Source organism: Streptomyces xanthophaeus (genome assembly GCF_030440515.1).
Taxonomy (GTDB): domain Bacteria; phylum Actinomycetota; class Actinomycetes; order Streptomycetales; family Streptomycetaceae; genus Streptomyces; species Streptomyces kutzneri.
In genome coordinates this window covers 6,382,742-6,406,049 of the sequence record NZ_CP076543.1, presented here as the reverse complement: position 1 = coordinate 6,406,049, position 23,308 = coordinate 6,382,742, and the positions used below count along the sequence as shown (strand labels likewise).

Below are 23,308 nucleotides of genomic sequence, written 5' to 3'. Positions count from 1 at the left end.
TGCGACGGCTGTCGGCTTTGCACCCCCTCTGTGTCAAGGGTGCACGCGGCCAGGGTAACCGCGAGGCACCCGCCCCGGTGTGGGTGTCCCACGTGGCGGACTGCATTCTGTGGCGGGGAGTTTCCGGCGGGGTGTCCCGGCGACGGTAGGGCGAACAGCCGTCCGACGGTGCGCAAGGTCGACATCGACCGATACTGTTCAGCATTGTCGAACCGCGTCAAGATGGTCAGTAATACCGAAGGTCTGCAGGAGGCTGCGCGATGGCACGGAACATCCAGTCGCTCGAACGAGCCGCTGCGATGCTGCGACTCCTGGCGGGCGGCGAGCGCCGGCTGGGACTCTCGGACGTGGCGTCCTCGCTGGGCCTGGCCAAGGGCACGGCCCACGGCATCCTGCGCACCCTGCAGGCCGAGGGCTTCGTGGAGCAGGACCCGGCCTCCGGCCGCTACCAGCTCGGCGCGGAGCTGCTGCGCCTGGGCAACAGCTACCTCGACGTCCACGAGCTGCGCGCCCGCGCCCTGGTGTGGACGGACGACCTGGCCCGGGCGAGCGGCGAGAGCGTGTACGTGGGCGTGCTGCACCAGAGCGGGGTGCTGATCATGCACCACGTGTTCCGGCCCGACGACAGCCGTCAGGTGCTGGAGGTCGGGGCCATGCAGCCGCTGCACTCGACCGCGCTGGGCAAGGTGCTGTCGGCCTACGACCCCGTGGCGCACACCCAGGCGCACGAGGTCGAGCGCGAGGCCTTCACCCCCCGCACGGTCACGGACGGCACCGCCTTCGAGGAGATCCTGAACCTGACCCGGGCGCGCGGCTGGGCCTCCGACGTGGAGGAGACCTGGGAGGGCATCGCCTCGGTGGCGGCGCCGATCCACGACCGGCGCCGGATGCCGGTCGGCGCGGTGGCGGTCGCGGGCGCCGTGGAACGGGTCTGCGGCGAGGCCGGAGAGCCCCGTGCGGCCCTGGTGGCGTCGGTGCGGGACTGTGCGCGTGCGGTTTCACGCGATCTCGGCGCGGGCCGGTTCTGAGCTTCCTTTAACAGGCCTAGGCCACACCCTGGCCTTTCTATGCCCATTTTTCGCCACATCCCGGCCTTGGGATGGCTTGTTTTGGCTGATCGCACGTACCGGTAACGATCCGACACTTTGGCCTGGCCGACCCTTGACGCGTTCTTCACTTGGGCGGAAAACTGCCGTTCATCGGTCGGCATTGTCGAACACCTACCGGCAATACGCGCTAGGATGCGACAAGCCACGGACCGGTGCAGCACTCACCGAGTGCGCGGAACCACCGGAGGGACCCGGTGTCCGCCCACCCCTGGACGTACAAAGGAGTCGCGGGTGTCCAGCTCCGACATCTTCATCGGCGAGACCATCGGTACCGCCCTGCTCACACTGCTCGGCGGTGGCGTCTGCGCCGCAGTGACACTCAAGAGCTCCAAGGCCCGCAATGCGGGCTGGCTCGCCATCACGTTCGGCTGGGGTTTCGCCGTACTGATCGCCGCCTACGTCTCCGCGCCGCTCTCCGGTGCGCACCTGAACCCGGCGGTCACCGTCGGCATCGCCGTCACGAGCGGCGAGTGGGGTGACACCCCGGTCTACTTCGCCGGCCAGCTGCTGGGCGCGATGCTCGGAGCGGTCCTGATGTGGATCACCTACTACGGACAGTTCCGCGTCCACCTGGCCGACCCGGAGCACATCCGCGACGCCAAGCTCGGTCCCGAGGACCCGCACCCGCACGATGTGGCCGGTCCGGTGCTCGGCATCTTCTCCACCGGCCCCGAGATCCGTAACGTCGTGCAGAACCTGGCGACCGAGATCATCGGTACCGCCGTCCTGATCCTGGCGATCCTGACCCAGGGCCTCCAGGACGGCGGCAAGGGCCTCGGTGTCATCGGCGTCCTGATCACCTCGTTCGTGGTCGTCGGCATCGGTCTCTCGCTCGGTGGCCCGACCGGCTACGCCATCAACCCGGTCCGCGACCTCGGTCCGCGTATCGTTCACGCCCTGCTGCCGCTGCCCAACAAGGGCGGCTCCGACTGGGGTTACTCCTGGATCCCGGTGGTCGGCCCGCTCGTCGGTGCCGCGCTCGCCGGTGGTCTCTACAACATCGCGTTCGCCTGATCAGCAGTACCGGCAAGATCGTAAGATCCGCACCGCCCTCCTGATTCCGCCTACTCACCCGACCTGCCAGGAGCAGCCAACATGACCACCAGCACCGGCCCCTTCATCGCCGCGATCGACCAGGGCACCACCTCCTCCCGCTGCATCGTCTTCGACCGCGACGGCCGCATCGTCGCCGTCGACCAGAAGGAGCACGAGCAGATCTTCCCGAAGCCGGGCCAGGTCGAGCACGACGCCACCGAGATCTGGACCAACGTCCAGGAGGTCGTCGCCAGCGCGATCGCCAAGGCGGAGATCACCGCCGCGGACGTCAAGGCCGTCGGCATCACCAACCAGCGCGAGACCACGGTCCTGTGGGACCGCCACACCGGCGAGCCGGTGCACAACGCGCTGGTCTGGCAGGACACCCGCACCGACGCCCTGTGCAAGGAGCTCGGCCGCAACGTCGGCCAGGACCGCTTCCGCCGCGAGACCGGCCTGCCGCTGGCGAGCTACTTCGCCGGCCCGAAGGTCCGCTGGCTGCTCGACAACGTCGAGGGCCTGCGGGAGCGCGCCGAGGCCGGCGACATCCTCTTCGGCACCATGGACTCGTGGATCATCTGGAACCTCACGGGTGGCCCGCAGGGCGGCGTGCACGTCACGGACGTCACCAACGCCTCGCGCACCATGCTGATGAACCTCCACACCCTGGCCTGGGACGACAAGATCGCCGAGTCCATGGGCGTCCCGCTCAACGTCCTTCCGGAGATCAAGTCCTCCGCCGAGGTCTACGGTCACGTCAAGGAGGGCGTCCTCGCCGGTGTCCCGGTCGCCTCGGCGCTCGGTGACCAGCAGGCCGCCCTCTTCGGCCAGACCTGTTTCGCCGAGGGCGAGGCCAAGTCCACGTACGGCACCGGAACGTTCATGCTGATGAACACCGGCGACAAGATCATCAACTCCTACAGCGGCCTGCTGACCACGGTCGGCTACCAGATCGGCGACCAGAAGCCGGTCTACGCGCTGGAGGGCTCCATCGCCGTCACCGGCTCGCTCGTCCAGTGGATGCGCGACCAGATGGGCCTGATCAAGTCCGCGGCCGAGATCGAGACCCTGGCCTCCTCGGTCGACGACAACGGCGGCGTCTACTTCGTGCCGGCCTTCTCCGGCCTCTTCGCCCCGTACTGGCGCTCCGACGCCCGTGGCGTGGTCGCCGGCCTCACCCGGTACGTCACCAAGGCGCACATCGCCCGTGCCGTCCTGGAGGCCACCGCCTGGCAGACCCGCGAGATCACCGACGCCATGACCAAGGACTCGGGCGTCGAGCTCGCGGCCCTCAAGGTCGACGGCGGCATGACCTCCAACAACCTGCTGATGCAGACGCTCTCGGACTTCCTGGACGCCCCCGTGGTGCGCCCGATGGTCGCCGAGACCACCTGCCTCGGCGCCGCCTACGCCGCCGGCCTGGCCGTCGGCTTCTGGCCCGACACCGACGCCCTGCGCGCCAACTGGCGCCGCGCGGCGGAGTGGACCCCGCGGATGCCCGCCGACCAGCGGGACCGCGAGTACAAGAGCTGGCTCAAGGCCGTGGAGCGTTCCATGGGCTGGGTCGACGACGAAGACGCCAGCTGACCGCACTCAGCTGAGTCAATCGACGAGGAGCTAAGAGAGATATGAGCAGCCTGCAGAGCGTTCCCGCACTGGGCACGCACCCGACCGCCGGTGCCAACGTCAGCCGCGCCCAGACCCGTGAGCAGCTGTCGAAGGCCACGTACGACCTGCTGGTCATCGGTGGTGGAATCCTGGGCACCTCCGTGGCGTGGCACGCCGCGCAGTCGGGCCTGCGGGTTGCCATGGTGGACGCCGGCGACTTCGCCGGCGCCACCTCCTCGGCCTCCTCCAAGCTCGTCCACGGGGGTCTGCGCTACCTGCAGACCGGCGCGGTCAAGCTGGTCGCGGAGAACCACCACGAGCGTCGGGTGCTGGCCAAGGACGTGGCCCCGCACCTGGTCAACCCGCTCACGTTCTACCTGCCGGTCTACAAGGGCGGTCCGGTGGGTGCGGCCAAGCTGGGCGCGGGCGTCTTCGCCTACTCCGCCCTCTCGGCCTTCGGCGACGGCATGGGCAAGGTCATATCCCCGGCCCGTGCCGTCGCTGACAACCCGGGTCTGAAGACGGACAACCTCAAGGCCGTCGCGGTCTACTACGACCACCAGATGAACGACTCCCGCGTCGCCGTCATGACGGTCCGCGCGGCCGTCGAGTCGGGCGCGGTCGTCCTCAACCACGCCGAGGTCACCGGACTGCGCAAGACGCGCGGCCGGGTCACCGGCGCCGAGCTCAAGGACCGTCTCGACGGCACCGAGTTCGGGGTCGACGCGCGCGTCGTGCTCAACGCCACCGGCCCGTGGGTGGACCACCTGCGGCGCATGGAGGACAAGCACTCCATGCCGTCGATCCGCCTCTCCAAGGGCGCGCACATCGTCATGAAGCGCAAGTCGCCGTGGAAGGCCGCCATGGCCACCCCGATCGACAAGTACCGCATCACCTTCGCCCTCCCGTGGGAGGACCAGCTGCTGCTCGGCACCACCGACGAGGTGTACGAGGGCGACCCGGCGGACGTGCGCGCCACCGAGTCCGACATCGCGCAGATCCTGGACGAGGCGGCCTTCTCGGTGAAGGACGCGGACCTGGACCGCTCGCTGATGACGTACGCCTTCGCGGGCCTGCGGGTGCTGCCCGGCGGCCCCGGCGGCGTCGAGAAGGCCAAGCGCGAGACGGTCGTCTCCGAGGGCGCCGGCGGCATGCTGTCGGTGGCCGGCGGCAAGTGGACGACGTACCGCCACATCGGCCGTGTGGTCATGGACAAGCTGGCGAAGCTCCCGGGCAGCCCGCTGACCGAGGACATGGAGCCGGTGAAGTCGCTGGTGCGCCGGATCGCGCTGCCGGGTGTCGCCAACCCGAACGCGGTCGCGCACCGGCTGCTGGTGGACCGGGAGCCGGGGACGCGGATGGACCCGCTGACGGCCCGCCACCTGGCCTCCCACTACGGCTCGCTGGCCTTCGACATCGCGCGCATCGCGAACGAGGACCCGGCGCTGGCCGAGCGGATCCACCCGGACGGCCCGGAGATCTGGGCGCAGGTCGCCTACGCCCGTGACAACGAGTGGGCCGAGACGGTCGACGACGTGCTGCGCCGCCGTACGACGGTGACGATCCGCGGCCTGGACGACGAGTCCGTACGTGCCCGGGTCGAGGAGATGCTGGGCCGTAAGGCATAGCTCCCACGCAGGTGGGGAAGAGGGGCGGTTCCGAGGGGAACCGCCCCTCTGTCGTGGGCTGTGGCCGGTGCCTCATCAAGGCTTAGGCTGACCCACGTACGCAAGGGGAACTTCGGAAGGAGACCTGGGTGATCGAGCTTGAGGGCGTGCCCGAGCTGATCGACCCGGTCATGGTGGCCGCGTTCGAGGGCTGGAACGACGCGGGTGACGCGGCCTCCGGTGCGGTCGCACACCTGGACCGGGAGTGGAAGGGCGAGGTCTTCGCGGCACTCGACGCCGAGGATTACTACGACTTCCAGGTCAACCGGCCGACGGTGTGGCTGGACAACGGGGTACGGAAGATCACGTGGCCGACGACACGGCTGTCGGTGGTCCGGATCGGCGGTGCCAAGCCGCGGGACCTGGTGCTGGTGCGCGGCATCGAACCGTCCATGCGGTGGCGGTCGTTCTGCAACGAGATCCTCGGGTTCGCGCACGAGCTGGGCGTGGAGATGGTGGTCATCCTGGGCGCGCTGCTCGGGGACACCCCGCACACGCGGCCGGTGCCGGTGAGCGGGGTCACCTCGGACGCGGACCTGGCGCGGACGATGGACCTGGAGGAGACCAAGTACGAGGGCCCGACGGGCATCGTGGGCATCCTGCAGGAGGCCTGTACGCACGCGGGTGTCCCGGCGGTGTCCCTGTGGGCGGCGGTGCCTCACTACGTCTCCCAGCCGCCGAACCCGAAGGCGACGCTGGCCCTGCTGAACCGGCTGGAGGATCTGATCGACATCCGGATCCCGCTGGGCGAGCTGCCGGAGGACGCGCGGGCGTGGCAGCTGGGCGTGGACCAACTGGCCGCCGAGGACAGCGAGGTGGCGGAGTACGTCCAGACGCTGGAGGAGGCGCGGGACACGGCCGATCTGCCGGAGGCCTCGGGCGACGCGATCGCCCGGGAGTTCGAGCGGTACCTGCGGCGGCGTGACCCTGCGGCGGGCCCGGAGACGGCCACGGACACGGGTTCGTACTTCCGGGACCTGTCCGGTGGCCGCCCCCAGCCGAAGCCGAAGCAGGACGACGCGTCGGACGCGGACGGCACGTCCGGGCCGGACGCCGCCGCTGAGGGCGAGGGTGAGGGTGAAGGCGACGGCGCGGCCGGCGGGGAGACCCCCGGGACCTAGGGGGCCGGGCTGTCAGGCTGTCAGTACCCCCTGCTTGGATACGGGTTGCCGTTCCGAGAGAGGGAAGCATGACCCGTACCACCCCGCCCCGCCCGCTCGACGCGGCCACGGTGTTCCCGGAGCTCGGGGGCCTGGCCAGGACCGCGACCCGGCTGCACCCCCGCCCGGGGTCCCCCACCGTGCACGACAGCTCGGTGGGCGGGCCCCTGCTGTGGCCGGCCGATGAGGCCTGGGCGTCGTGCTCGCAGGAGCACGACGCCCCCTTCCCGCTGAACACGCCCGGGGAGGTGCGTACGCTCCGGCGGATCCGCGCCCGCGACGTGTGGACGGACGCGGACCGTGCCGAGGTCTCCCGGATCGAGGCCGGCCACGATCCGTCGCTGCTGCCCGAGGGCCCGCACCCGCTGATCCCGGTGGCGCAGCTGTACGCCCGGGACGTCCCCGGCCTGCCCTTCCCCGAGGGCACGGACCTGCTCCAGGTGCTGTGGTGCCCGTTCATCGACATCGAGGACCCCGAGGACGGCCCGGGGCAGGCCGTCCAGCTGCGCTGGCGGCGGGCCGACGCGGTGGAGGCGGTCCTGTCGGCCGCCCCGGAGCCGGAGTACGTCGGCACGGACGAGCTGGTGCCGGTGCCGTGCGTGCTCCATCCGGAGCAGGTCCGCGAGTACCCGGCCGCGCACGATCTGGACCGCGAGCTGGCCGAGCGGATCCGCCGCTGGGAGGAGGACGGAGCCCCCGGCTACCGGGATGCCCTGTCCGTCGCGGCGGGGTGGAAGGCCGGCGGCTGGGCCGCCCCGTTCACCTTCCGCGATTCGGGCGGTCCGAAGGAGCTGCGCTGCCGGGAGTGCGCGGCCGTCGGCGAGCCGCTGCTCACCCTCGACCACTGCGAATGGAACGCCGAGACCGTGAGCTGGCGTCCGGTCGAGGAGGCGCAGGGCGCGTCCTCGACCCCCACGGGGGTCACCGTGGGCCGCGGCTACACCCTGCAGTTCTACGCGTGCCCCGCCGATCCCCGGCACCCGCCGGTGACCGTGATGCAGTGAGGCGGTGGAACGGCGAAGCGCGCCCGCCGGCACGGGGCCGGGGGCGCGCTTCCTCCGTTCGCTAGAGCGCCACGCCCAGCAGGGCGTCCACCGTCCGGGAGACCAGGCCGGGGGCCGACTCGTCGTCGCCGTCGGTGGCGTTCTGGAGCTCCACCCAGCGGTCCACGGCCGCCAGCGCCGCAGGGGCGTCCAGGTCGTTCGCCAGGGCCTCGCGGACCTCTTCGAGCACCGCGTCGGCCGGGATGCCGTCCGGCCGGGACACGGCCGCGCGCCAGCGCTCCAGCCGGGCCACGGCCTCGGCGAGGACCTCGTCGGTCCACTCCCAGTCGGCCCGGTAGTGGTGCGACAGCAGGGCGAGGCGGATCGCCGCCGGGTCCACCCCGGAGCGCCGCAGCGCCGATACGAAGACGAGGTTGCCCTTCGACTTCGACATCTTCTCGCCGTGCAGCGCCACCATGCCCGCGTGCACGTACGCCTTGGCCATCGGGAACTCGCCCGTCAGCGCCTGTGCGTGCGACGCGCCCATCTCGTGGTGCGGGAACGCCAGGTCGGAGCCGCCGCCCTGGATGTCGAAGCCCATGCCCAGGTGGTCGAGGGCGATCGCCACGCACTCGATGTGCCAGCCCGGCCGGCCGCGGCCCAGCGAGCCGCCGTCCCAGCTCGGCTCGCCCGGACGCGCGGCCATCCACAGCATCGGGTCCAGCGGGTTCTTCTTGCCGGGCCGGTCGGGGTCGCCGCCCCGCTCCGCCGAGAGCAGCCGCATCGCCTCGGCGTCGAGGTTCGAGACCCCGCCGAAGTGCGGGTCGGCCTCGACCGAGAAGTAGGTGTCACCCTCCAGCTCGTACGCCGCGCCCGCGTCCCGCAGCCGCTCGACCAGCGGCACGATTCCGGGTATGGCCTCGACGGCTCCGATGTAGTGCTGCGGGGGCAGCATCCGCAGGGCCGTCATGTCCTCGCGGAAGAGCGCGGTCTCGCGCTCCGCCAGCTCGGTCCAGTCCTGGTTGTCACGCAGCGCCCGCTCCAGGAGCGGGTCGTCCACGTCCGTGACGTTCTGGACGTAGTGGACCTGCCGCTTGGTGTCGAGCCACACGCGTTGTACGAGGTCGAACGCGTTGTAGGTCGCCGCGTGACCGATGTGGGTCGCGTCGTACGGAGTGATGCCGCAGACGTAGATACGGGCGACGGGACCGGGGGCGAGGGTGATCGTCCCCTGGGTCGCGGTGTCGTGGATCTGGAGGTCGCGGCCCTTGCCAGGAAGGGCGGGGACCTCAGAAGCGGGCCAGGCATGCATGTGTCGAGCCTAACCGGACTGATGTTCCGGAAACGAACTGGACCTGCACTGTTGTCTTGATCGGCACTCTTGCGGTCTGGCCGGTTCTGTGCGTATGGCCGATGGCTGATTCAGACCGGTGGCCAGGGGATCGCCGGCCACTGCCCGGACGGCCGGGGGTGGGTTCCGGTGCCCAGCAGGTGCCCCACCCGGTCCCGTACGGCGGCCAGCTCGACCGGAGTGATCAGTTCGGCCAGCCGGGTGGCGAGCGGGGCTCCCTCGGCCAGATCCTCGGCCAGCGCGGCCAGCACCTCGCGTGCCTCGTCGGTCAGCGGCTCGCCCGCCCAGCCCCACAGGAGGGTGCGCAGCTTGTCCTCTGCGTGGAAGGTCACACCGTGGTCGATGCCGTAGAGCCGTCCGTCGGGCGCGGGCAGCAGGTGGCCGCCCTTGCGGTCGCCGTTGTTGATCACGGCGTCGAGTACGGCGATCCGGCGCAGCCGGGGGTCGTCGGCGTGCACGAGCAGCGCGGTGCGGCCTTCGCCGACCTCGGCGAGGGCGACGGCCTTCCAGCCCTCCCCCGCCTCCTCGCCGTCGACGAGCCCGAGGAGCGCGCCCAGCGGGGAGTCCTCGTCCGGCTGCTCGGCGTCGATCCACCGCTGGACCATGCCCTCGCCGTACGGTCCGTCGCGCAGCACGGTGGCGGGGACCAGGCCCCATCCGGTGGCCTCGGAGATCAGGTAGGCGGCGACCTCCCGGCGGGCGAGGTTCCCGTCGGGGAAGTCCCACAGCGGCCGCTCGCCCTTGACCGGCTTGTACACGCAGTCGGCGCTCACGCCCCCGTACGTGACGCTGCACAGCAGGACGGCGTTGGAGGCCTCGCGGATCCGGCCTATGACGGTGAGCTCGCCCTTGGCGAGCAGTTCCTCCATCTTCTCCCCCGTGTCCGTCACGCCTGGCGCCGGTAGCCGTTCTGGCGCGGGCACACGTGCCCCTCCGGGTCCAGCGGGAGGCTGCACAGCGGGCACGGCGGGCGGCCGGCGTTGACGACGTCCAGGGCCCGCTTGGCGAAGGCCCGGGCCTGGGCGCCGGTGAGGCGGACCCGCAGCATCGGCGGGCCGTTCTCCTCGTCCTGGAGCAGCCGCTCCTCGGCCTCGGCGAGGTCCTCGTCGGAGTCGGCGTCGAGTTCGACCAGCGCCTGGGCCTCGACGATCATGCGCTGTTCCTCGCCGTCCCAGGCCAGGGCCATGGTGCCGACGCGGAACTCCTCGTCGACCGGGACGTCCAGCGGCGCGGTGTCGGCGGCCTCGGCGGGGGCGACGGCCGGGACCGGGGCATTGCCCCCGGTCCGCCGTACGACCTCGTCCAGCAGCTCGTCCATCCGCTCGGCCAGCGCTGCGACCTGGGTCTTCTCCAGGGAGACGCTGGTGACGCGGGGGCCGGCGGAGGCCTGCAGGAAGAACGTACGGCGTCCCGGCAGACCGACCGTGCCGGCCACGAAGCGGTCCGGGGGGTCGTAGAGGAACACCTGACGGGGCACGTCCAGTCTCCAAGTCTCGGCGGCAGGGGGCAGGTCTGCGCCCTTGTTGTTGGCCCGTCCACCCTACTGCGCCGGGCGATCAAGCCGCGCCCGCACCGCCTCCCACGACGGCGTTCCCGGCGTCTTCGGTGTCTTTGTCCGATGCGACGGTCTCCGGTGCGGCGGGGCGCCGGACGAGCGAGCCGAAGTCCCCGGTGTCGCCGAGCCGGAACACGAAGGGCCGGGTGGGGGTGTACCGGATGGCGGTCACCGAGCAGGGGTCGACGTGGATGCGCTGGAAGAGGTCCAGGTGCATGCCCAGGGCGTCCGCGACAAGGGACTTGATGATGTCGCCGTGCGAGCACATCAGGAAGACGGCGTCGCTGCCGTGCTCCTGCTCGATCCGCGTGTCCCAGTCGCGTACGGCCTCCACGGCGCGCGCCTGCATGGCGCGCATGGACTCGCCGCCGGGGAAGGCTGCGGCCGACGGGTGCTGCTGGACGATCTTCATCAGCGGTTCGTCGGAGAGCTCGGAGAGTTTGCGGCCGGACCATTCGCCGTAGTGGCACTCTCCGATCCGCTCGTCGGTGTGCACTTCCAGCTCCGGCCGGGCGGCCAGCAGGGGTGCGAGGGTCTCCCGGCAGCGCTGCAGCGGGCTGGTGACGGCGGCGGCCAGCGGCACGCCCGCCAGCCGGCCGGGCAGCGCGGCGGCCTGCTCCGCGCCGCGCTCGTCGAGGGCCACTCCGGGGGTCCATCCGGCGAGCAGCCCAGCGGTGTTGGCGGTGGACCGCCCGTGTCGTACGAGGATCAGCGTGGCCATGGGGCCAGCGTATGCGCTGCCGCAGGTGTGCGGGCGGGCCGTGGGCAGGGAAGAATGCCCCGCGTGATTGTGGACTGCGCGATTTACCGGGACGGCCGCCGTACCGAGGGACCGGACGATTTCTCGGACGCCCTCGACGAGGCCCGGGCGACCGGTGATGCCTTCCTGTGGATCGGCATGCACGAGCCGACGGCGAAGGAATTCGACCACGTCAGCCAGGAGTTCGGCCTGCACCCGCTGGCGGTGGAGGACGCGCTGACCGCGCACCAGCGCCCGAAGCTGGAGGTGTACGACGATTCGCTGTTCGTCGTCCTCAAGCCGGTGCAGTACGACGAGGACACGGACACGGTGACCGCGGGCGAGCTGATGGTCTTCATAGGGGATTCGTTCGTCGTCACGGTCCGGCACGGCGAGGGGGCCCCGCTGGCCGCCGTGCGCCACCGGCTGGAGCAGGAGCCGGACGTGCTGCGGCACGGCCCGACGGCGGTGCTGTACGCGGTGTCCGACGCGGTGGTCGACCACTACATCGAGGTGGCGGCCGAGCTCCAGGCGGACCTGGAGGAGCTGGAGGCCGAGGTCTTCGCCCCGAACGCCTCGGAGACCAAGAACACCGCCGCCCGGATCTACGGGTTCAAGCGGCAGGTGCTGGAGTTCCGGCGGGCGACGAGCCCGCTGCTCCAGCCGATGGACCGGCTGGCCTTCGGGGAGGTGCCCTTCGTCCACGAGCACGCGCAGCCGTTCTTCCGCGATGTCGCCGACCACCTGACCAAGGCGAACGAGTACATCGAGGGCCTGGACCGGCTGCTGTCGGACGCGCTCTCCGCGCACCTCGCGCAGATGGGCCTCCGGCAGAACGACGACATGCGCAAGATCTCGGCGTGGGCGGCGATGGCGGCCGTCCCCACGATGGTGGCGGGGATCTACGGGATGAACTTCGACCACATGCCGGAGCTTCGGCACGCCTGGGGCTATCCGGCGGTGCTGGTGGTCATGGCGGGGGCGTGCCTGGGCCTGCACCGGATGTTCAAGCGCCGGGGCTGGCTCTGAGTTCCCTCTCGCGGGGGGCGTAGGCGAACCCGCCCGCGGCGGCCGGTGCGCCGCCGAGGGCGTCCAGGCGTTCCGGCAGCCGCAGGTTCACCATCCGGTGCCAGCCGCTGAACCGCTCGTACGTGTACATCGCGCGGATGCCGGCGGCCAGCGCGGCCGCCTTCGGGGCGGGCCAGTGCAGCAGCCGTCCCATGTGGCTCATGACGGCGAGGCTCACGTCGCGGTAGACGGAGATCTCGGCGAGCGCGCTCTCGCGGAGCACCCGCTGGATGGTCCGGCCGTGGCCGGAGCGGGCGAGGCGCAGCAGTTCCTCGTGGCAGTAGGCGAGGTGGTTGTCCTCGTCGTGGCTGATCATGTGGATCGCCTTGCCCACCTCGGGATGGTCGCCGAAGTACCTGACCAGCATGTCCATCTGGTCGGCGGCGCGCTGTTCGGTGACGCGGCTGTGCGCGAGGTAGACGACGATGTCCTCCTCGGTCAGAGCCGCCTCGCGGCGCAGCTTCTCGTGCGCGAGGCCGATGCCGCGGCGCTCCAGCAGCATCGTGTAGTCGGTCTCGGGGGGTACCGGGACGGCGGGCAGGCCGCGCTTGCGGAGCAGGGCGTTGAAGATCCGGCCGTGCTTGTCCTCGTCGGCGCCGTGTCGGGTGATCTTGGGCGCGAGGTGGCGCATGCCGTCCGGCACCAGGGCCGCGATACGGGCGTTCTCCCAGCCGCCCTGGGTCTCCCCGCTGGCGGCGATGGAGCAGAACAGCTGGAAGGAGTCGTCGTTGTCGACGATCTCCTGGAACAGGCTGCGGGCAGAGAGCATGGAACGAGTCAAACGCCGGTGGGCGGGGCGGGCAACCGATGGGTCGCGCTACTCGTCCGAATGAACGAAATCGGGGGTTGGGCCGCCACGCGTAACCCGGCGGGCGTCCCGGCCGTTGTTCGCTGTGTCGGCCGTGGCGGGGAAGACCCCCCGAGCCCCCACCACGGCCGCAGAAGCGTTCACCGGGGCCGGCGTACGTCCGCCGGCGCCCGTATCTGCCGGTCGGGCGGTCAGGCGAGACCGGCCAGCTCCATCGCCTCGGTACCGGCGCGCAGGGCGGCGATCCGCTCGTCCAGGGTGAATCCGGCCGGGGCGAGCGTGAGGGTGGTGACCCCGGCCTCCGCGTAGGCCCGCATCCCGTCGGCGATCCGGACGACCGGGCCGAGCAGGGTGGTCGAGTCGATCAGCTTGTGCGGGACGGCCTCGGCCGCGCCGGTCTTGTCGCCCGCCAGGTACTTGTCCTGGATCTCGGCGGCTTCCTTCTCGTAGCCCATGCGCTGGGCCAGCTGGTTGTAGAAGTTCTGCTTCCGGCTGCCCATGCCGCCCACGTAGAGGGCGGTGTACGGGCGGAACATGTCGGCGAGCGCGTGCACGTCCTCGCCGAGGGCCAGCGGCACCGTCGGGCAGACGTCGAAGCCCTCCATGGTCAGCCCGGCCTTCTCGCGGCCCGCCCGGATGTGGGTGAGGGCGGTGGCCTCCAGGTGCTCGGCGGCCGGGAAGATCAGCAGGGCGCCGTCGGCGATCTCGCCGGTCTGCTCCAGGTTCTTCGGCCCGATGGCGGCGATGTAGAGCGGGATGTGCTCGCGCTCGGGGTGCACGGTCAGCTTGAGGGACTTGCCCGGGCCGTCCGGCAGCGGCAGGGTCCAGTGCTCGCCCTCGTAGGAGAGCCGCTCGCGGGTCATGGCCTTGCGGACGATCTCCACGTACTCGCGGGTGCGGGCCAGCGGCTTGTCGAACTTGACGCCGTACCAGCCCTCGGAGACCTGCGGTCCGGAGACGCCGAGGCCGAGCCGGAAGCGGCCCTTGGTCAGCGAGTCGAGGGTGGCCGCGGTCATGGCGGTCATGGCGGGCTGGCGGGCCGGGATCTGGAGGATCGCCGAACCCACGTCGATGCGCTCGGTCTGGGCGGCGACCCAGGCGAGCACGGTCGGGGCGTCGGAGCCGTAGGCCTCGGCGGCCCAGCAGACGTCGTAACCCAGGCGGTCGGCCTCCTGGGCGACGGCGAGGTTGTCGGCGTCCATGCCCGCGCCCCAGTAACCAAGATTGATGCCGAGCCGCATGTATCGTCCCCTTACCGGTTTACCGATCAGTAACGTTGGTGTGCGGGGACTGTAGCGCGCCAAGGTCCTCCGCGTCAGCGCCCCAGTAGTCTCAGCGCTCATGGAGCAGAGGCATCTCGGCCGCACCGGACTGCGCGTCTCCCGGATCGGCCTCGGCACCCTCACCTGGGGCCGCGACACCGGCGAGGAAGCCGCCGCCGAGCAGGTGAAGACGTTCTGGGAGGCGGGCGGCACGCTCGTCGACACCGCCGACGTGTACGGCGGCGGTGAGGCGGAGTACCTCCTCGGGCAGCTGGTGGGCGGGCTCGTCCCGCGCCGGGACCTGGTGATCGCGACCAAGGCGGGCAGCGTGCCGGACCCCGACCGCAGATTCGACGGCTCGCGCGGGCACCTGCTCGCCGCCCTCGACGCCTCCCTGGACCGGCTGGGCACCGACTACGTCGACCTGTGGCAGGTGCACGCCTTCGACCCCGCGACCCCGCTGGAGGAGACCCTGCAGGCGCTGGACCTGGCGGTGAGCAGCGGCCGGGCCCGGTACGCGGGGCTGGCGGGCTTCTGCGGCTGGCAGCTGGCGAAGGCGGCGACCTGGCAGCTCGCGGCCCCCGGGGTGCGGACCCGGATCGCCTCGACGCAGATGGAGTACTCCCTGCTCCAGCGGGGTGTGGAGCGGGAGGTGCTGCCGGCCGCGCTGGACCTCGGGATCGGCCTGCTGCCCTCCTCGCCGCTGGGCCGCGGGGTACTGACGGGCAAGTACCGGGACGGCACCCCGGCCGACTCCCGGGGCGCATCGGAGTCGCTGGCCGCCCTGGTGGACCCGTACCTCGACGAGGCGGCGGGGCGGATCGTGGACGCGGTGGTGACGGCGGCCCAGGGGCTGGCCGTGACCCCGCTCCAGGTGGCCCTGGCGTGGATCCGGGACCGGCCGGGGGTGGTGGCGCCGATCGTCGGTGCGCGGACGTCCGCACAGCTCGGGGCGGCACTGTCGGTGGAGGCCCTTAGTCTTCCGGAGGAGATCTGCCGGGCGCTGGACGATGTTTCGGCTCCGGTACACCGCTACCCCGATCAGGACTGGAGCACGCTGTGAGTACGGACCGCCAGGCCGAGCCCGCTGCCGCCGAGGAACCGGCCGCCGAGGCCTCGCCGGCCGACGCGGACCAGAACCGACCCGACGAGGCACGGGCCGCGGAGCCGGAGGCCGGGCCGGACGGCTCCGGGACCGCCGAACCGGCCGGGGCCGGGGACGGGCCCGTCCCCGTGCACGGCGAGGCCGGTGACGGGGATCCGGGGGCGGAGCCCCCGGTTTCGGGTAGGGGCGGGGAGGGGGAGAGCCCCGCAGGGCCCGCCCCGGAGGCCGACGGCGACACCGGGCCCGAGGCTGGATCCGAAGTCGACGCCGACGCTGACGCCGACGCAGCAGAATCCGCCGGGCCGGCCGCCGAGGCCCCGGCGGCGCCCGCGCTCTCCGAGGCACAGGCCGAACTGGCCGCCCAGAAGATCGAGCGGGAGCGGATCGCGCGGCGCAAGGCCGAGCGGGAGGCGCCCGTCGAGGCCGGGGCGAAGCTGAGCGGGACGGCCGCCGACCTGCTGGCCGCCGTACGGGCCGTGGAGAGCGGGGAGAAGCCCCCCGCCGTGTACTTCGACGAGGCCCCGGCCGCGCCCCGCAGGCCGGCCCCCGCTCCCGCCGCGCCGCGCCCGGCCGCCCCGGCGCCGGTGGCCGCGACCGCGCCCTCCGCCGACACCGTCGAGGGCGTACGGGCCGTACTGGCCCGCGGTGGCGCCCCCGAGACCCTGGCCGCCCCCGCCGCGGCGGCCCTGGGCGAGGACGCCGCCGGGCAGCTCACCGAGAATCCCTGGCGGCTGCTGTCGCTCCCCGCCGTACGTCCGGCCCAGGCCGACGGCTTCGCCCGGGCCCTGCTGGGCCCCGAGGCGGGTCCCGGTGACGAGCGTCGCACCACCGTCCTGGTGGGCTGGCTGCTGGCCCAGGCCGGGCTGAAGGGGCACACCGCGCTGGAGGCCCCGGTGCTGGAGAAGGCCCTGGCCCAGTACGGCGTACCGGATCCGGCCGGGGCGCTGGAACAGGCCGTCGGCGAGGGCTCGGTGCTGGTCTTCCACGAGCCCCTGGGTCCGCCGGCCGGCAAGGACGCCGAGGATGCGGAGGACGCGGAGCAGCCCGTACGGGTGCTCGTGGGCCTGGAGGGTGCCGCCATGGCCGAGGAGAGCCTGGCCGACGGCCTGGCCCGGCTGGCCGCCGGCACCTTCGACGACGCGGCGCAGTGGCAGCGGGCCGCCGGGTCCGCTCCGAGCCCTTCCGCGGCCGAACTGATCCGCGCGGTCGCGGGCCACGGCCTGGTCACCCACACCGGCGGCGAGGCCGCCCGCGCCGAACCGGCCGCCCTGGCCGCCGCGGCCCGGGAGCTGGGCCTGCGGGTCTGCGTGGCCGCGCACGCCCCTGGCGGCGGCCCGGACCCGGTGACCGTGGCGGGGCTGCTGTCCGGCGCCGAGGGGCCCGGGCGGGACGCGGACGGGCAGTTCGCACTGGACCTGCTGGTGGTGCTGGACGCGCCGCAGCTGGACGTGGAGACCGCGGCCGCGCTGGTGGAGTCCGTCCCGGACGGGGCCCGGCTGGTGCTCTCCGGGGACCCCGCTGTGCTCGGGTCCGCCGGGGCCGGGCGGGTGTTCGCCGATGTGCTGGCGGCCCGTACCTGCCCGCAGGTGGTCTCCCGCACCCCCGACCCGGGTCCCCTCGGCGAGCTCGTCTCGGGGGTGGGCATCGGGGAGCTGAACCAGGTCGACGCCCCCGGCAAGGAGGTCGTCATCGTCCCGGTGAAGGACGCCGGGGAAGCGGTGCACCGGGCCGTTCAGCTGGTGGCGGAATCGGTGCCGCGGGCCTTCGGGATCCCGGCGGACGGCGTGCAGGTGATCACCCCGGGCCACGGCGGCTCGGCGGGCACCCGGGCGCTGAACGCCGCCCTGAAGGAGCGCCTGAACCCCGGTCCGGGCCGCTTCGGCGGCTTCGACCCCGGCGACCGGGTGGTCCACGTGCCGTCCGCCGGGCGGGCGCTGGCGGCCCGGGTGGTGTCGGCCGACGCCGAGGGCCTGCACCTGGACCGGGCGGGCGCGCGGATCGTCGTGCCGAAGGAGCTCGTCGAGTCACAGGTGCGGCACGGCTGGGCGGTGACGGCGCACCAGGCCGTGGGCACGCGCTGGCCGGCGGTGGTCGTCGTACTGCCGGGTGACGCGGCGCAGGCGCTGTCGCGGGACTGGGTCTACACGGCGTTCGGGCGGGGCGAGCGGCACCTGTCCGTGGTGCACGGGGTCGACCAGGCGCTGCCGCACGCGGTGGCCGAGGTGCCGGCGAAGCCGCGTACGACGCGCCTGACGGGCCTGCTGACGGCGCTCGCGACGGCGGGCGCGCAGCCGGAGTGAAACGGCAGTGGCCCCCGCCCGGGAGGGCGGGGGCCACGGGGTCCGGCACGTGCGGGGCCGCGATCGGGGCGCGAACGGGCCGGGGTCAGGCCGGGGTCAGCCCCGGCTCCGCGGCCTCGTCCTCGTCGAACTCGTCGGCCTCCTCGTCGAAGACGGAGCTCACGTCGAACCGGTGCAGCACGTCCTGCGGATCGATGTGCCCGAAGGGCGAGCCCAGCCACTCCCCCGGTTCCGCCACCTCCTCCGAGGCCGCGATCCACAGCGTGGAGTCGCCCTCCTCCAGCCCGAAGTCCTTGTAGCGGGAGGCGATCTCGTCGGGCTCGTACTCCCCGAAGAGGACGCCCAGCGCGTCGGCGCTGCCGCCGTCGCCCACGAAATCGGCGTCCCGGTCGTGCGCGGCGACCCGCTCGGCCTGGGCGATCAGCCGGGCCGGTTCGACGACGGCGTAGTCGCGGCGGATGAGCACGCTGAAGGCGGCGGGCTCGGCGGGCCCGGTGTACGGGACGCCGTCCTCGGGCGTGGGGATCTCGAAGGGGGTGACCTCGTCGTACCGGTCGTAGAGGAGTTCGTCGTACACCTCGGCCGCGGCGGCGAGTTCGTTGAACGCGGCGTAGACGTCCGGATCCTCGTCCCCGATCCTGCGCTCGACCGCGGCGAGGTGGCGGTCGAGCGCGGCCTTGACCGCCTCGGCGGCGGCGCGTACCTCGGCAACAGTGGGCAGATCGGCATCAGACATAGAGCAGACGCTATCCGTAGCAGGGCTCTGCCCGCACAATAGATGCGATGCCGGAATACGAATTTGTCGACGTGTACGTGCCCCGCGGTGTTCCTCGCAAGGAGGCGACCCGCCTGTTGACCGATCATGCCGAGTACGGGAACTGGGAACTCGACCGGCTGAGCCTGTACCGGGACGGCAGCCGCCGTGTGCGACTGCGCCGCCGGATCATCCGTCAGGTCCGCGCGACCTGGTGACGCGGGCCCCGGGGGCGGGGCCCGCGCCGTGACCATCCGTCAGGCGGCGTTGCGGGCCCGCCGGTAGAGCACGGTGCCGGCGAGCAGCAGGCCGCCCGCGAGCGGCAGCCCGGCGGTGAGGACGTCACCGGACCCGGTGGCGGCGAGACCGCCGGCCTGTCCCGGGTTGTTCCCGGTCCCCGGACCGCCGGGATGCGTGACCGGGGTGACGGATCCCGTGCCGGGGTTGGCCGGCGCACCGGGGGTACCGGGTGTGCCCGGACCACCGGGGTTGCCGGGAGTGCCAGGACCGCCGGGATTGCCCGGGGTACCCGGACCACCGGGGTTGCCGGGAGTGCCGGGGCCGCCGGGGTTGCCAGGGGTTCCCGGACCGCCGGGATTGCCCGGGGTACCCGGACCACCGGGATTGCCCGGGGTACCCGGACCACCGGGGTTGCCGGGGGTTCCCGGACCACCAGGGTTGCCAGGGTTACCCGGGTTGCCGGGGTTACCCGGACCGCCGGGGTTGCCGGGGTTACCCGGACCACCGTCGTCGCACGGCTCGTCGTCGCCCGGGTGGCCGGGGTTACCGGGGTGGTCCGGCTTGCCGGGCTTCGGCGGCTTGGCGTGGCCCGATCCGTTCACGCAGTGGTTCCCGAAGGCCGGGTTGAGGGCTCCCACCACGTCGATCGTGTTCCCGCAGACGTTCACCGGCGCGTCCACGGGCGCCTGCAGGTTGTTCCCGGACAGCAGGCCCGGAGAGTTCGTGGCCTGCCCCGAGGCGCCGGAGTCCGCGTGTGCGTAGCCCCCGCCCATCGCGAGGACACCCCCCGCGGCCGCCATGGTGATCAGGGTCTTCCTGGTGACCTGTGCCGGTCGTCGCATCTGTACTCGTCCCCTGGTGTGTACGTTTCGGCCGTCGTCCGACGGCTCGGCCCACCTGGCTCCCCTGCCCGGTACGCCGGAAGTGAGAAGGATCCGGGCCGGAAAGCCCGGTGGCCCCGGAGCGCTGGGATGCGCTCCGGGGCCGAAGACTTCAGACGCGTCAGGCGTTGACGCAGGTGTTGCCGAAGGCCGGGTTCAGCAGGCCGATCACGGAAACCGAGTTACCGCAGACGTTCACGGGGATGTGGACGGGAACCTGCAGCACGTTGCCGGACAGGACACCGGGCGAGCCGATGGCCGCACCCTGCGCACCCGCATCGGCGTGGGCCAGACCCGCACCCGCGAGAACCAGGCCACCGGTGGCAGCCGCAGCGGCGACAACCTTCTTGATCATTGTTCCTCCTAGTTGGCAATGCGGTCCCAGCCGCGGACCGCAACACCTGTAACGAGGAGGGATCACCGGGGCTACGAGCGTATGAGTGCATTCACTCTTCTCAGTGGAATGCGCACACCTTCTCGAATCTCAGGCGTTGTCGATGAACCGGTCGAGCACCCGCACGCCGAACTTCAGTCCGTCGACCGGCACCCGCTCGTCCACACCGTGGAACATCCCGGCGAAGTCCAGCTCCGGCGGCAGCTGCAGCGGCGCGAAGCCGAAGCAGCGGATGCCGAGGTCGTCGAAGGACTTGGCGTCCGTACCGCCCGAGAGCATGTACGGGACCGCCCGCGCGATCGGGTCCTCGGCCTTCAGGGCGCCCTGCATGGCGTCCACCAGCCTGCCGTCGAAGTCCGTCTCCAGCGCCTTGTCGCCGTGCACGTCCTCCCGCTTCACGCGCGGGCCGAGGATCCGGTCCAGGTCGGCGAAGAACTCGTCCTCGTAGCCCGGCAGGAAACGGCCGTCGACGTGGGCCGTCGCCTGGCCGGGGATGACGTTGACCTTGTAGCCGGCGCCGAGCATCGTCGGGGCGGCCGAGTTGCGCAGGGTCGCGCCGACCATCTTGGCGATGCCGCCGAGCTTGGCGAGCGTCGCGTCCATGTTGTCCGGGTCCAGGGGGGTCCCGAGCGCGTCCGAGAGCTCGTCCAGGAAGCTGCGCACCGTCTTGGTCACGCGGACCGGCCACTGGTGGCGGCCGAGCCTGCCCACGGCCTCGCACAGCTCCGTGATGGCGTTGTCGCTGTTGGTCATGGATCCGTGGCCCGCGGTGCCCTCCACCGTGAGCCGCATCCAGTGCATGCCCTTCTGGGCGGTCTCCACGAGGTAGAGCCGCAGGTTCTCGTTGACCGTGAAGGAGAAGCCGCCGACCTCGCCGATGGCCTCGGTGACGCCCTCGAACAGGCCGGGGTGCTTGTCGACGAGGTGCCGGGCCCCGTAGATGCCGCCCGCCTCCTCGTCGGCGAGGAAGGCCAGCACGATGTCCCGCGGGGGCTTGCGGCCGCTGCGCATCCGGTCGCGTACGACGGCCAGCGTCATCGCGTCCATGTCCTTCATGTCGACGGCGCCGCGGCCCCACAGGCAGCCGTCGGCGATCTCGCCCGCGAAGGGGTCGTACGTCCAGTCGGCGGCGTTGGCCGGAACCACGTCGGTGTGCCCGTGGATCAGCAGCGCCGGCCGCGAGGGGTCCTCCCCCTCGATCCGCGCCACGGTCGAGGCGCGCCCCTTGTGCGATTCGAAGATCTGCGGCTCCAGCCCGACCTCGGCGAGCTTCTCGGCGACCCATTCCGCCGCCTTGCGCTCCCCGGGGCCCGAGTGGTCCCCGTAGTTGCTGGTGTCGATCCGGATGAGGTCCCGGCAGAGGTCGACCACCTCGTCCTCACCGGAGACGGTCCTGCCCGTGCTCGACTCGCTCACGCTGCTTCCTCCCACTGATCAGTACCGAACCCCCATCCTCCCGCTCCGGGCCGTTCTCCCCAAGGGCGATCCCCGGTCGTCGGGGGGTGTGATCGAGGACCCCGGAATGTTTGGTAATGTTTTCCACGTCGGAACGGCCCGCGAGGGACGCGAGACAGACACCTTGTCCGGGTGGCGGAATGGCAGACGCGCTAGCTTGAGGTGCTAGTGCCCTTTATCGGGCGTGGGGGTTCAAGTCCCCCCTCGGACACCATGGTCAAACGACCAGGAAGAGCCGGTCAGAGCGACGTGAAGTCGCACTGACCGGCTCTTTCGTCGTCCCGCGGCGCGTGGCGCCCCCGTGGTGCCGGGAGCGCCGGTCACCGGGGGCGCGCGGGGTCAGCCCTGTACGTCCTCCACCCAGGGGCGGAGCTTCTCCGGATTGCGGACCGCCCAGATGCGGGTGACACGATCGCCGGCGAGCTCGAACGCGGCCACGGTCACGGTGACCCCGGTGTGCTGGGCGACCAGGCCGGGCCGGCCGTTGACCGAGCGTTCCAGGAGCTCCAGTCCGGGAGCCCTGTCGGCGATCTGGATCAGGTACTCGGCGATGCGCGCGCTGCCCTCGATCGGACGCAGGGCTGCGCCGACCAGTCCGCCGCCGTCGGCGATCATCGCGGCGTCGGGGGCCAGCAGACCGACGAGGGCCTTGATGTCCCGGGCCTCCCACGCCTCCTTGAAGTTCCGCACCAGCGGGGCCTGTCCGGCCGTCGGGGCGGTCGGGACCTGCGCGGCGCTCACCCGTCGGCGGGCCGACGTCGCCAGCTGCCGGCAGGCCGCCGGCGTCCGGCCGACGATCTCGGCTATCTCGGCGAAGGGGTAGCGGAAGACGTCGTGGAGGATGAAGGCGACGCGTTCGGCCGGGGTCATCGACTCCAGTACGACGAGGAAGGCCATGTTGACCGACTCGTCCAGGGTGACCCGGTCGGCCGGGTCGACCGGCCCGGCCCCGCCGCCCGCCGGCCCGCCGATCCACTGCGCGCGGTCGGGCAGCGGCTCGGGGACCCATTCGCCGACGTAGCGCTCGCGGCGTGCCCGTGCCGAGCCGAGCAGGTCCAGGCAGATGCGGCCGGCGACCGTCGTCAGCCAGGCGCCGGGCGACTCGACGGCTTCCTGCTTCTGCCTCGGCATCGCGTACCAGCGCGCGTAGGTCTCCTGTACCGCGTCCTCGGCCTCGGACAGCGAACCGAGCAGCCGGTAGGCGAGGTTGGTGAGGTGTCCCCGCTCTCCGACGATCACGTCCAGGTGCGGATCGGACGACGTACCCATGCTCACGACTGCTCCCCCTGGCCCGCCTCTCGGTGCCTCGCCTCACATTTGGCGGGCCCACGTCGTCGGACTACCGAGACCATATCGATCTACGCCGTGAGGCAGAAGAGGGGACCGTCACCATGGCCACACTGACCACGGAGAAGCCGCGTACCTTCACTTTCCTGCAGGTCACCGTCGCCCTGCAGACCTTGGCCATCTTCTTCCAGGCGGCCACCGCCGGGGTGCTGCTGTCCTCGGCCCACGGCGAGCTGCTGCACGGCATCGGAGCGCGCGTGATGTACGGGGCGACGATGCTGTACGTGATCGCCGCGGTGCTGGCGTGGCGGCCGGGCGGCGGGTCGCCCCGGCCCATCCTCTACTCGTCGGGCTTCCTGGTCCTGGCCTCGGTGCAGGTGGTCCTGGGCATCGCGCGCGTGCCGTCGGTCCATGTCCCCCTGGGTGTCCTGATGTTTGCCCTGAGCCTGCTGGCGCTGAGCCGCAGACCGTCGGCCCGCCGGTCCTGATCGGCGCAACAGGGCAGGTCAGAGCGACGCAATGCCGCTCTGACCTGCCATTTTGCTAT

At 72.0% G+C, this 23,308-nt stretch carries 22 protein-coding genes and 1 tRNA gene; 12 read left to right on the top strand and 11 right to left on the bottom strand.

Annotated features, from left to right (window positions below; genetic code table 11):
* Positions 1-260 precede the first annotated feature (260 nt).
* The 6 genes from KO717_RS28585 to KO717_RS28560 all read left to right on the top strand — a co-directional run bounded on the left by KO717_RS28585 (position 261) and on the right by KO717_RS28560 (position 7,583).
* On the top strand, positions 261-1,028 hold the full coding sequence (locus tag KO717_RS28585) for an IclR family transcriptional regulator (RefSeq protein ID WP_301372188.1): 768 nt from the start codon (positions 261-263) through the stop codon (positions 1,026-1,028).
* 312 nt (positions 1,029-1,340) lie between these two features.
* Positions 1,341-2,123 carry an MIP/aquaporin family protein gene (locus KO717_RS28580; protein WP_301372187.1) on the top strand — a complete coding sequence of 261 codons (783 nt, stop codon included), beginning with the start codon at positions 1,341-1,343 and terminating at the stop codon, positions 2,121-2,123.
* 81 nt (positions 2,124-2,204) lie between these two features.
* Complete coding sequence (gene glpK, locus KO717_RS28575; protein ID WP_301372186.1) at positions 2,205-3,731, top strand: glycerol kinase GlpK; 1,527 nt, start codon at positions 2,205-2,207, stop codon at positions 3,729-3,731.
* A gap of 41 nt (positions 3,732-3,772) precedes the next feature.
* A complete protein-coding gene (locus tag KO717_RS28570; RefSeq protein WP_301372185.1) occupies positions 3,773-5,380 on the top strand; it encodes a glycerol-3-phosphate dehydrogenase/oxidase in 1,608 nt (535 codons plus the stop codon).
* A gap of 128 nt (positions 5,381-5,508) precedes the next feature.
* On the top strand, positions 5,509-6,540 hold the full coding sequence (locus KO717_RS28565; protein WP_301372184.1) for a PAC2 family protein: 1,032 nt from the start codon (positions 5,509-5,511) through the stop codon (positions 6,538-6,540).
* Positions 6,541-6,608: 68 nt separating this feature from the next.
* On the top strand, positions 6,609-7,583 hold the full coding sequence (locus KO717_RS28560; RefSeq protein ID WP_301372183.1) for a hypothetical protein: 975 nt from the start codon (positions 6,609-6,611) through the stop codon (positions 7,581-7,583).
* A 61-nt stretch (positions 7,584-7,644) separates the two neighbouring features.
* Here the strand turns inward: KO717_RS28560 and mshC are convergent, their stop codons facing one another.
* The 4 genes from mshC to KO717_RS28540 form a co-directional block, all read right to left on the bottom strand.
* Positions 7,645-8,874: a cysteine--1-D-myo-inosityl 2-amino-2-deoxy-alpha-D-glucopyranoside ligase gene (mshC, locus tag KO717_RS28555; protein WP_301372182.1), complete on the bottom strand. Its 1,230-nt coding sequence runs from the start codon at positions 8,872-8,874 to the stop codon at positions 7,645-7,647.
* Between the two features lie 110 nt (positions 8,875-8,984).
* Positions 8,985-9,836 carry an SCO1664 family protein gene (locus KO717_RS28550; RefSeq protein WP_301372181.1) on the bottom strand — a complete coding sequence of 284 codons (852 nt, stop codon included), beginning with the start codon at positions 9,834-9,836 and terminating at the stop codon, positions 8,985-8,987.
* On the bottom strand, positions 9,800-10,390 hold the full coding sequence (locus tag KO717_RS28545) for a DUF3090 domain-containing protein (RefSeq protein ID WP_030011536.1): 591 nt from the start codon (positions 10,388-10,390) through the stop codon (positions 9,800-9,802). The genes KO717_RS28550 and KO717_RS28545 overlap by 37 nt, the downstream gene beginning before the upstream one ends.
* A 79-nt stretch (positions 10,391-10,469) precedes the next feature.
* Positions 10,470-11,189 carry a histidine phosphatase family protein gene (locus KO717_RS28540; protein ID WP_301372180.1) on the bottom strand — a complete coding sequence of 240 codons (720 nt, stop codon included), beginning with the start codon at positions 11,187-11,189 and terminating at the stop codon, positions 10,470-10,472.
* Positions 11,190-11,243: 54 nt separating this feature from the next.
* On the opposite strand from KO717_RS28540, the gene corA reads away from it, so the two are divergent.
* On the top strand, positions 11,244-12,236 hold the full coding sequence (gene corA / locus KO717_RS28535) for a magnesium/cobalt transporter CorA (RefSeq protein WP_301372179.1): 993 nt from the start codon (positions 11,244-11,246) through the stop codon (positions 12,234-12,236).
* Here the strand turns inward: corA and KO717_RS28530 are convergent.
* Both KO717_RS28530 and KO717_RS28525 read right to left on the bottom strand, forming a co-directional pair.
* Positions 12,214-13,044 carry a ferritin-like domain-containing protein gene (locus KO717_RS28530; RefSeq protein WP_301372178.1) on the bottom strand — a complete coding sequence of 277 codons (831 nt, stop codon included), beginning with the start codon at positions 13,042-13,044 and terminating at the stop codon, positions 12,214-12,216. The genes corA and KO717_RS28530 overlap by 23 nt on opposite strands.
* A gap of 230 nt (positions 13,045-13,274) precedes the next feature.
* On the bottom strand, positions 13,275-14,324 hold the full coding sequence (locus KO717_RS28525) for an LLM class F420-dependent oxidoreductase (RefSeq protein ID WP_301372177.1): 1,050 nt from the start codon (positions 14,322-14,324) through the stop codon (positions 13,275-13,277).
* Positions 14,325-14,424: 100 nt separating this feature from the next.
* On the opposite strand from KO717_RS28525, the gene KO717_RS28520 reads away from it, so the two are divergent.
* Entirely contained in the window at positions 14,425-15,408 is a 984-nt protein-coding gene (locus KO717_RS28520; RefSeq protein WP_030723309.1) for an aldo/keto reductase, read from the top strand.
* On the top strand, positions 15,405-17,750 hold the full coding sequence (locus KO717_RS28515) for an ATP-dependent DNA helicase (protein ID WP_301372175.1): 2,346 nt from the start codon (positions 15,405-15,407) through the stop codon (positions 17,748-17,750). Before KO717_RS28520 ends, KO717_RS28515 begins: the two co-directional genes overlap by 4 nt.
* 85 nt (positions 17,751-17,835) lie before the next feature.
* Here the strand turns inward: KO717_RS28515 and KO717_RS28510 are convergent, their stop codons facing one another.
* Positions 17,836-18,486, bottom strand: coding sequence for a hypothetical protein (locus KO717_RS28510; protein ID WP_301372174.1), 651 nt, complete (start codon positions 18,484-18,486; stop codon positions 17,836-17,838).
* Positions 18,487-18,533: 47 nt separating this feature from the next.
* On the opposite strand from KO717_RS28510, the gene KO717_RS28505 reads away from it, so the two are divergent.
* A complete protein-coding gene (locus KO717_RS28505) occupies positions 18,534-18,722 on the top strand; it encodes a DUF5703 family protein (protein ID WP_030009118.1) in 189 nt (62 codons plus the stop codon).
* A 39-nt stretch (positions 18,723-18,761) separates the two neighbouring features.
* Here KO717_RS28505 and KO717_RS28500 read toward each other — a convergent pair whose 3' ends face one another.
* From KO717_RS28500 to KO717_RS28490, 3 genes are all read right to left on the bottom strand, one after another.
* Positions 18,762-19,586, bottom strand: a complete 825-nt coding sequence (locus KO717_RS28500; RefSeq protein WP_301372171.1) for a chaplin — start codon at positions 19,584-19,586, stop codon at positions 18,762-18,764.
* A 160-nt stretch (positions 19,587-19,746) separates the two neighbouring features.
* The gene (locus tag KO717_RS28495; protein WP_301372169.1) at positions 19,747-19,980 is read right to left on the bottom strand and encodes a chaplin; all 234 of its coding nucleotides are present in this window, start codon (positions 19,978-19,980) and stop codon (positions 19,747-19,749) included.
* Between the two features lie 129 nt (positions 19,981-20,109).
* Entirely contained in the window at positions 20,110-21,435 is a 1,326-nt protein-coding gene (locus tag KO717_RS28490; RefSeq protein ID WP_266598360.1) for a M20/M25/M40 family metallo-hydrolase, read from the bottom strand.
* A gap of 165 nt (positions 21,436-21,600) precedes the next feature.
* Here KO717_RS28490 and KO717_RS28485 point away from each other — a divergent pair.
* Positions 21,601-21,688: transfer RNA gene (locus KO717_RS28485), tRNA-Leu, on the top strand.
* 125 nt (positions 21,689-21,813) lie between these two features.
* Here KO717_RS28485 and sigJ read toward each other — a convergent pair.
* The gene (gene sigJ, locus KO717_RS28480; protein WP_301372167.1) at positions 21,814-22,743 is read right to left on the bottom strand and encodes an RNA polymerase sigma factor SigJ; all 930 of its coding nucleotides are present in this window, start codon (positions 22,741-22,743) and stop codon (positions 21,814-21,816) included.
* A gap of 122 nt (positions 22,744-22,865) precedes the next feature.
* Between sigJ and KO717_RS28475 the strand changes: the two genes are divergently transcribed.
* Positions 22,866-23,249 (top strand): hypothetical protein, encoded by a 384-nt coding sequence (locus KO717_RS28475; RefSeq protein ID WP_301372165.1) that lies wholly within the window; start codon positions 22,866-22,868, stop codon positions 23,247-23,249.
* The last annotated feature ends 59 nt before the right edge of the window (positions 23,250-23,308 follow it).

What these genes read in the sequence shown, in the direction of transcription:
- KO717_RS28585 (WP_301372188.1), top strand. Translation starts at nt 261, where the DNA reads ATGGCACGGAACATCCAGTCGCTCGAACGAGCCGCTGCGATGCTGCGA.
- glpK (WP_301372186.1), top strand. Translation starts at nt 2,205, where the DNA reads ATGACCACCAGCACCGGCCCCTTCATCGCCGCGATCGACCAGGGCACC.
- KO717_RS28570 (WP_301372185.1), top strand. Translation starts at nt 3,773, where the DNA reads ATGAGCAGCCTGCAGAGCGTTCCCGCACTGGGCACGCACCCGACCGCC.
- KO717_RS28560 (WP_301372183.1), top strand. Translation starts at nt 6,609, where the DNA reads ATGACCCGTACCACCCCGCCCCGCCCGCTCGACGCGGCCACGGTGTTC.
- mshC (WP_301372182.1), bottom strand. Translation starts at nt 8,874, where the DNA reads ATGCATGCCTGGCCCGCTTCTGAGGTCCCCGCCCTTCCTGGCAAGGGC.
- KO717_RS28540 (WP_301372180.1), bottom strand. Translation starts at nt 11,189, where the DNA reads ATGGCCACGCTGATCCTCGTACGACACGGGCGGTCCACCGCCAACACC.
- corA (WP_301372179.1), top strand. Translation starts at nt 11,244, where the DNA reads ATGCCCCGCGTGATTGTGGACTGCGCGATTTACCGGGACGGCCGCCGT.
- KO717_RS28530 (WP_301372178.1), bottom strand. Translation starts at nt 13,044, where the DNA reads ATGCTCTCTGCCCGCAGCCTGTTCCAGGAGATCGTCGACAACGACGAC.
- KO717_RS28525 (WP_301372177.1), bottom strand. Translation starts at nt 14,324, where the DNA reads ATGCGGCTCGGCATCAATCTTGGTTACTGGGGCGCGGGCATGGACGCC.
- KO717_RS28520 (WP_030723309.1), top strand. Translation starts at nt 14,425, where the DNA reads ATGGAGCAGAGGCATCTCGGCCGCACCGGACTGCGCGTCTCCCGGATC.
- KO717_RS28510 (WP_301372174.1), bottom strand. Translation starts at nt 18,486, where the DNA reads ATGTCTGATGCCGATCTGCCCACTGTTGCCGAGGTACGCGCCGCCGCC.
- KO717_RS28505 (WP_030009118.1), top strand. Translation starts at nt 18,534, where the DNA reads ATGCCGGAATACGAATTTGTCGACGTGTACGTGCCCCGCGGTGTTCCT.
- KO717_RS28500 (WP_301372171.1), bottom strand. Translation starts at nt 19,586, where the DNA reads ATGCGACGACCGGCACAGGTCACCAGGAAGACCCTGATCACCATGGCG.
- KO717_RS28495 (WP_301372169.1), bottom strand. Translation starts at nt 19,980, where the DNA reads ATGATCAAGAAGGTTGTCGCCGCTGCGGCTGCCACCGGTGGCCTGGTT.
- sigJ (WP_301372167.1), bottom strand. Translation starts at nt 22,743, where the DNA reads ATGGGTACGTCGTCCGATCCGCACCTGGACGTGATCGTCGGAGAGCGG.
- KO717_RS28475 (WP_301372165.1), top strand. Translation starts at nt 22,866, where the DNA reads ATGGCCACACTGACCACGGAGAAGCCGCGTACCTTCACTTTCCTGCAG.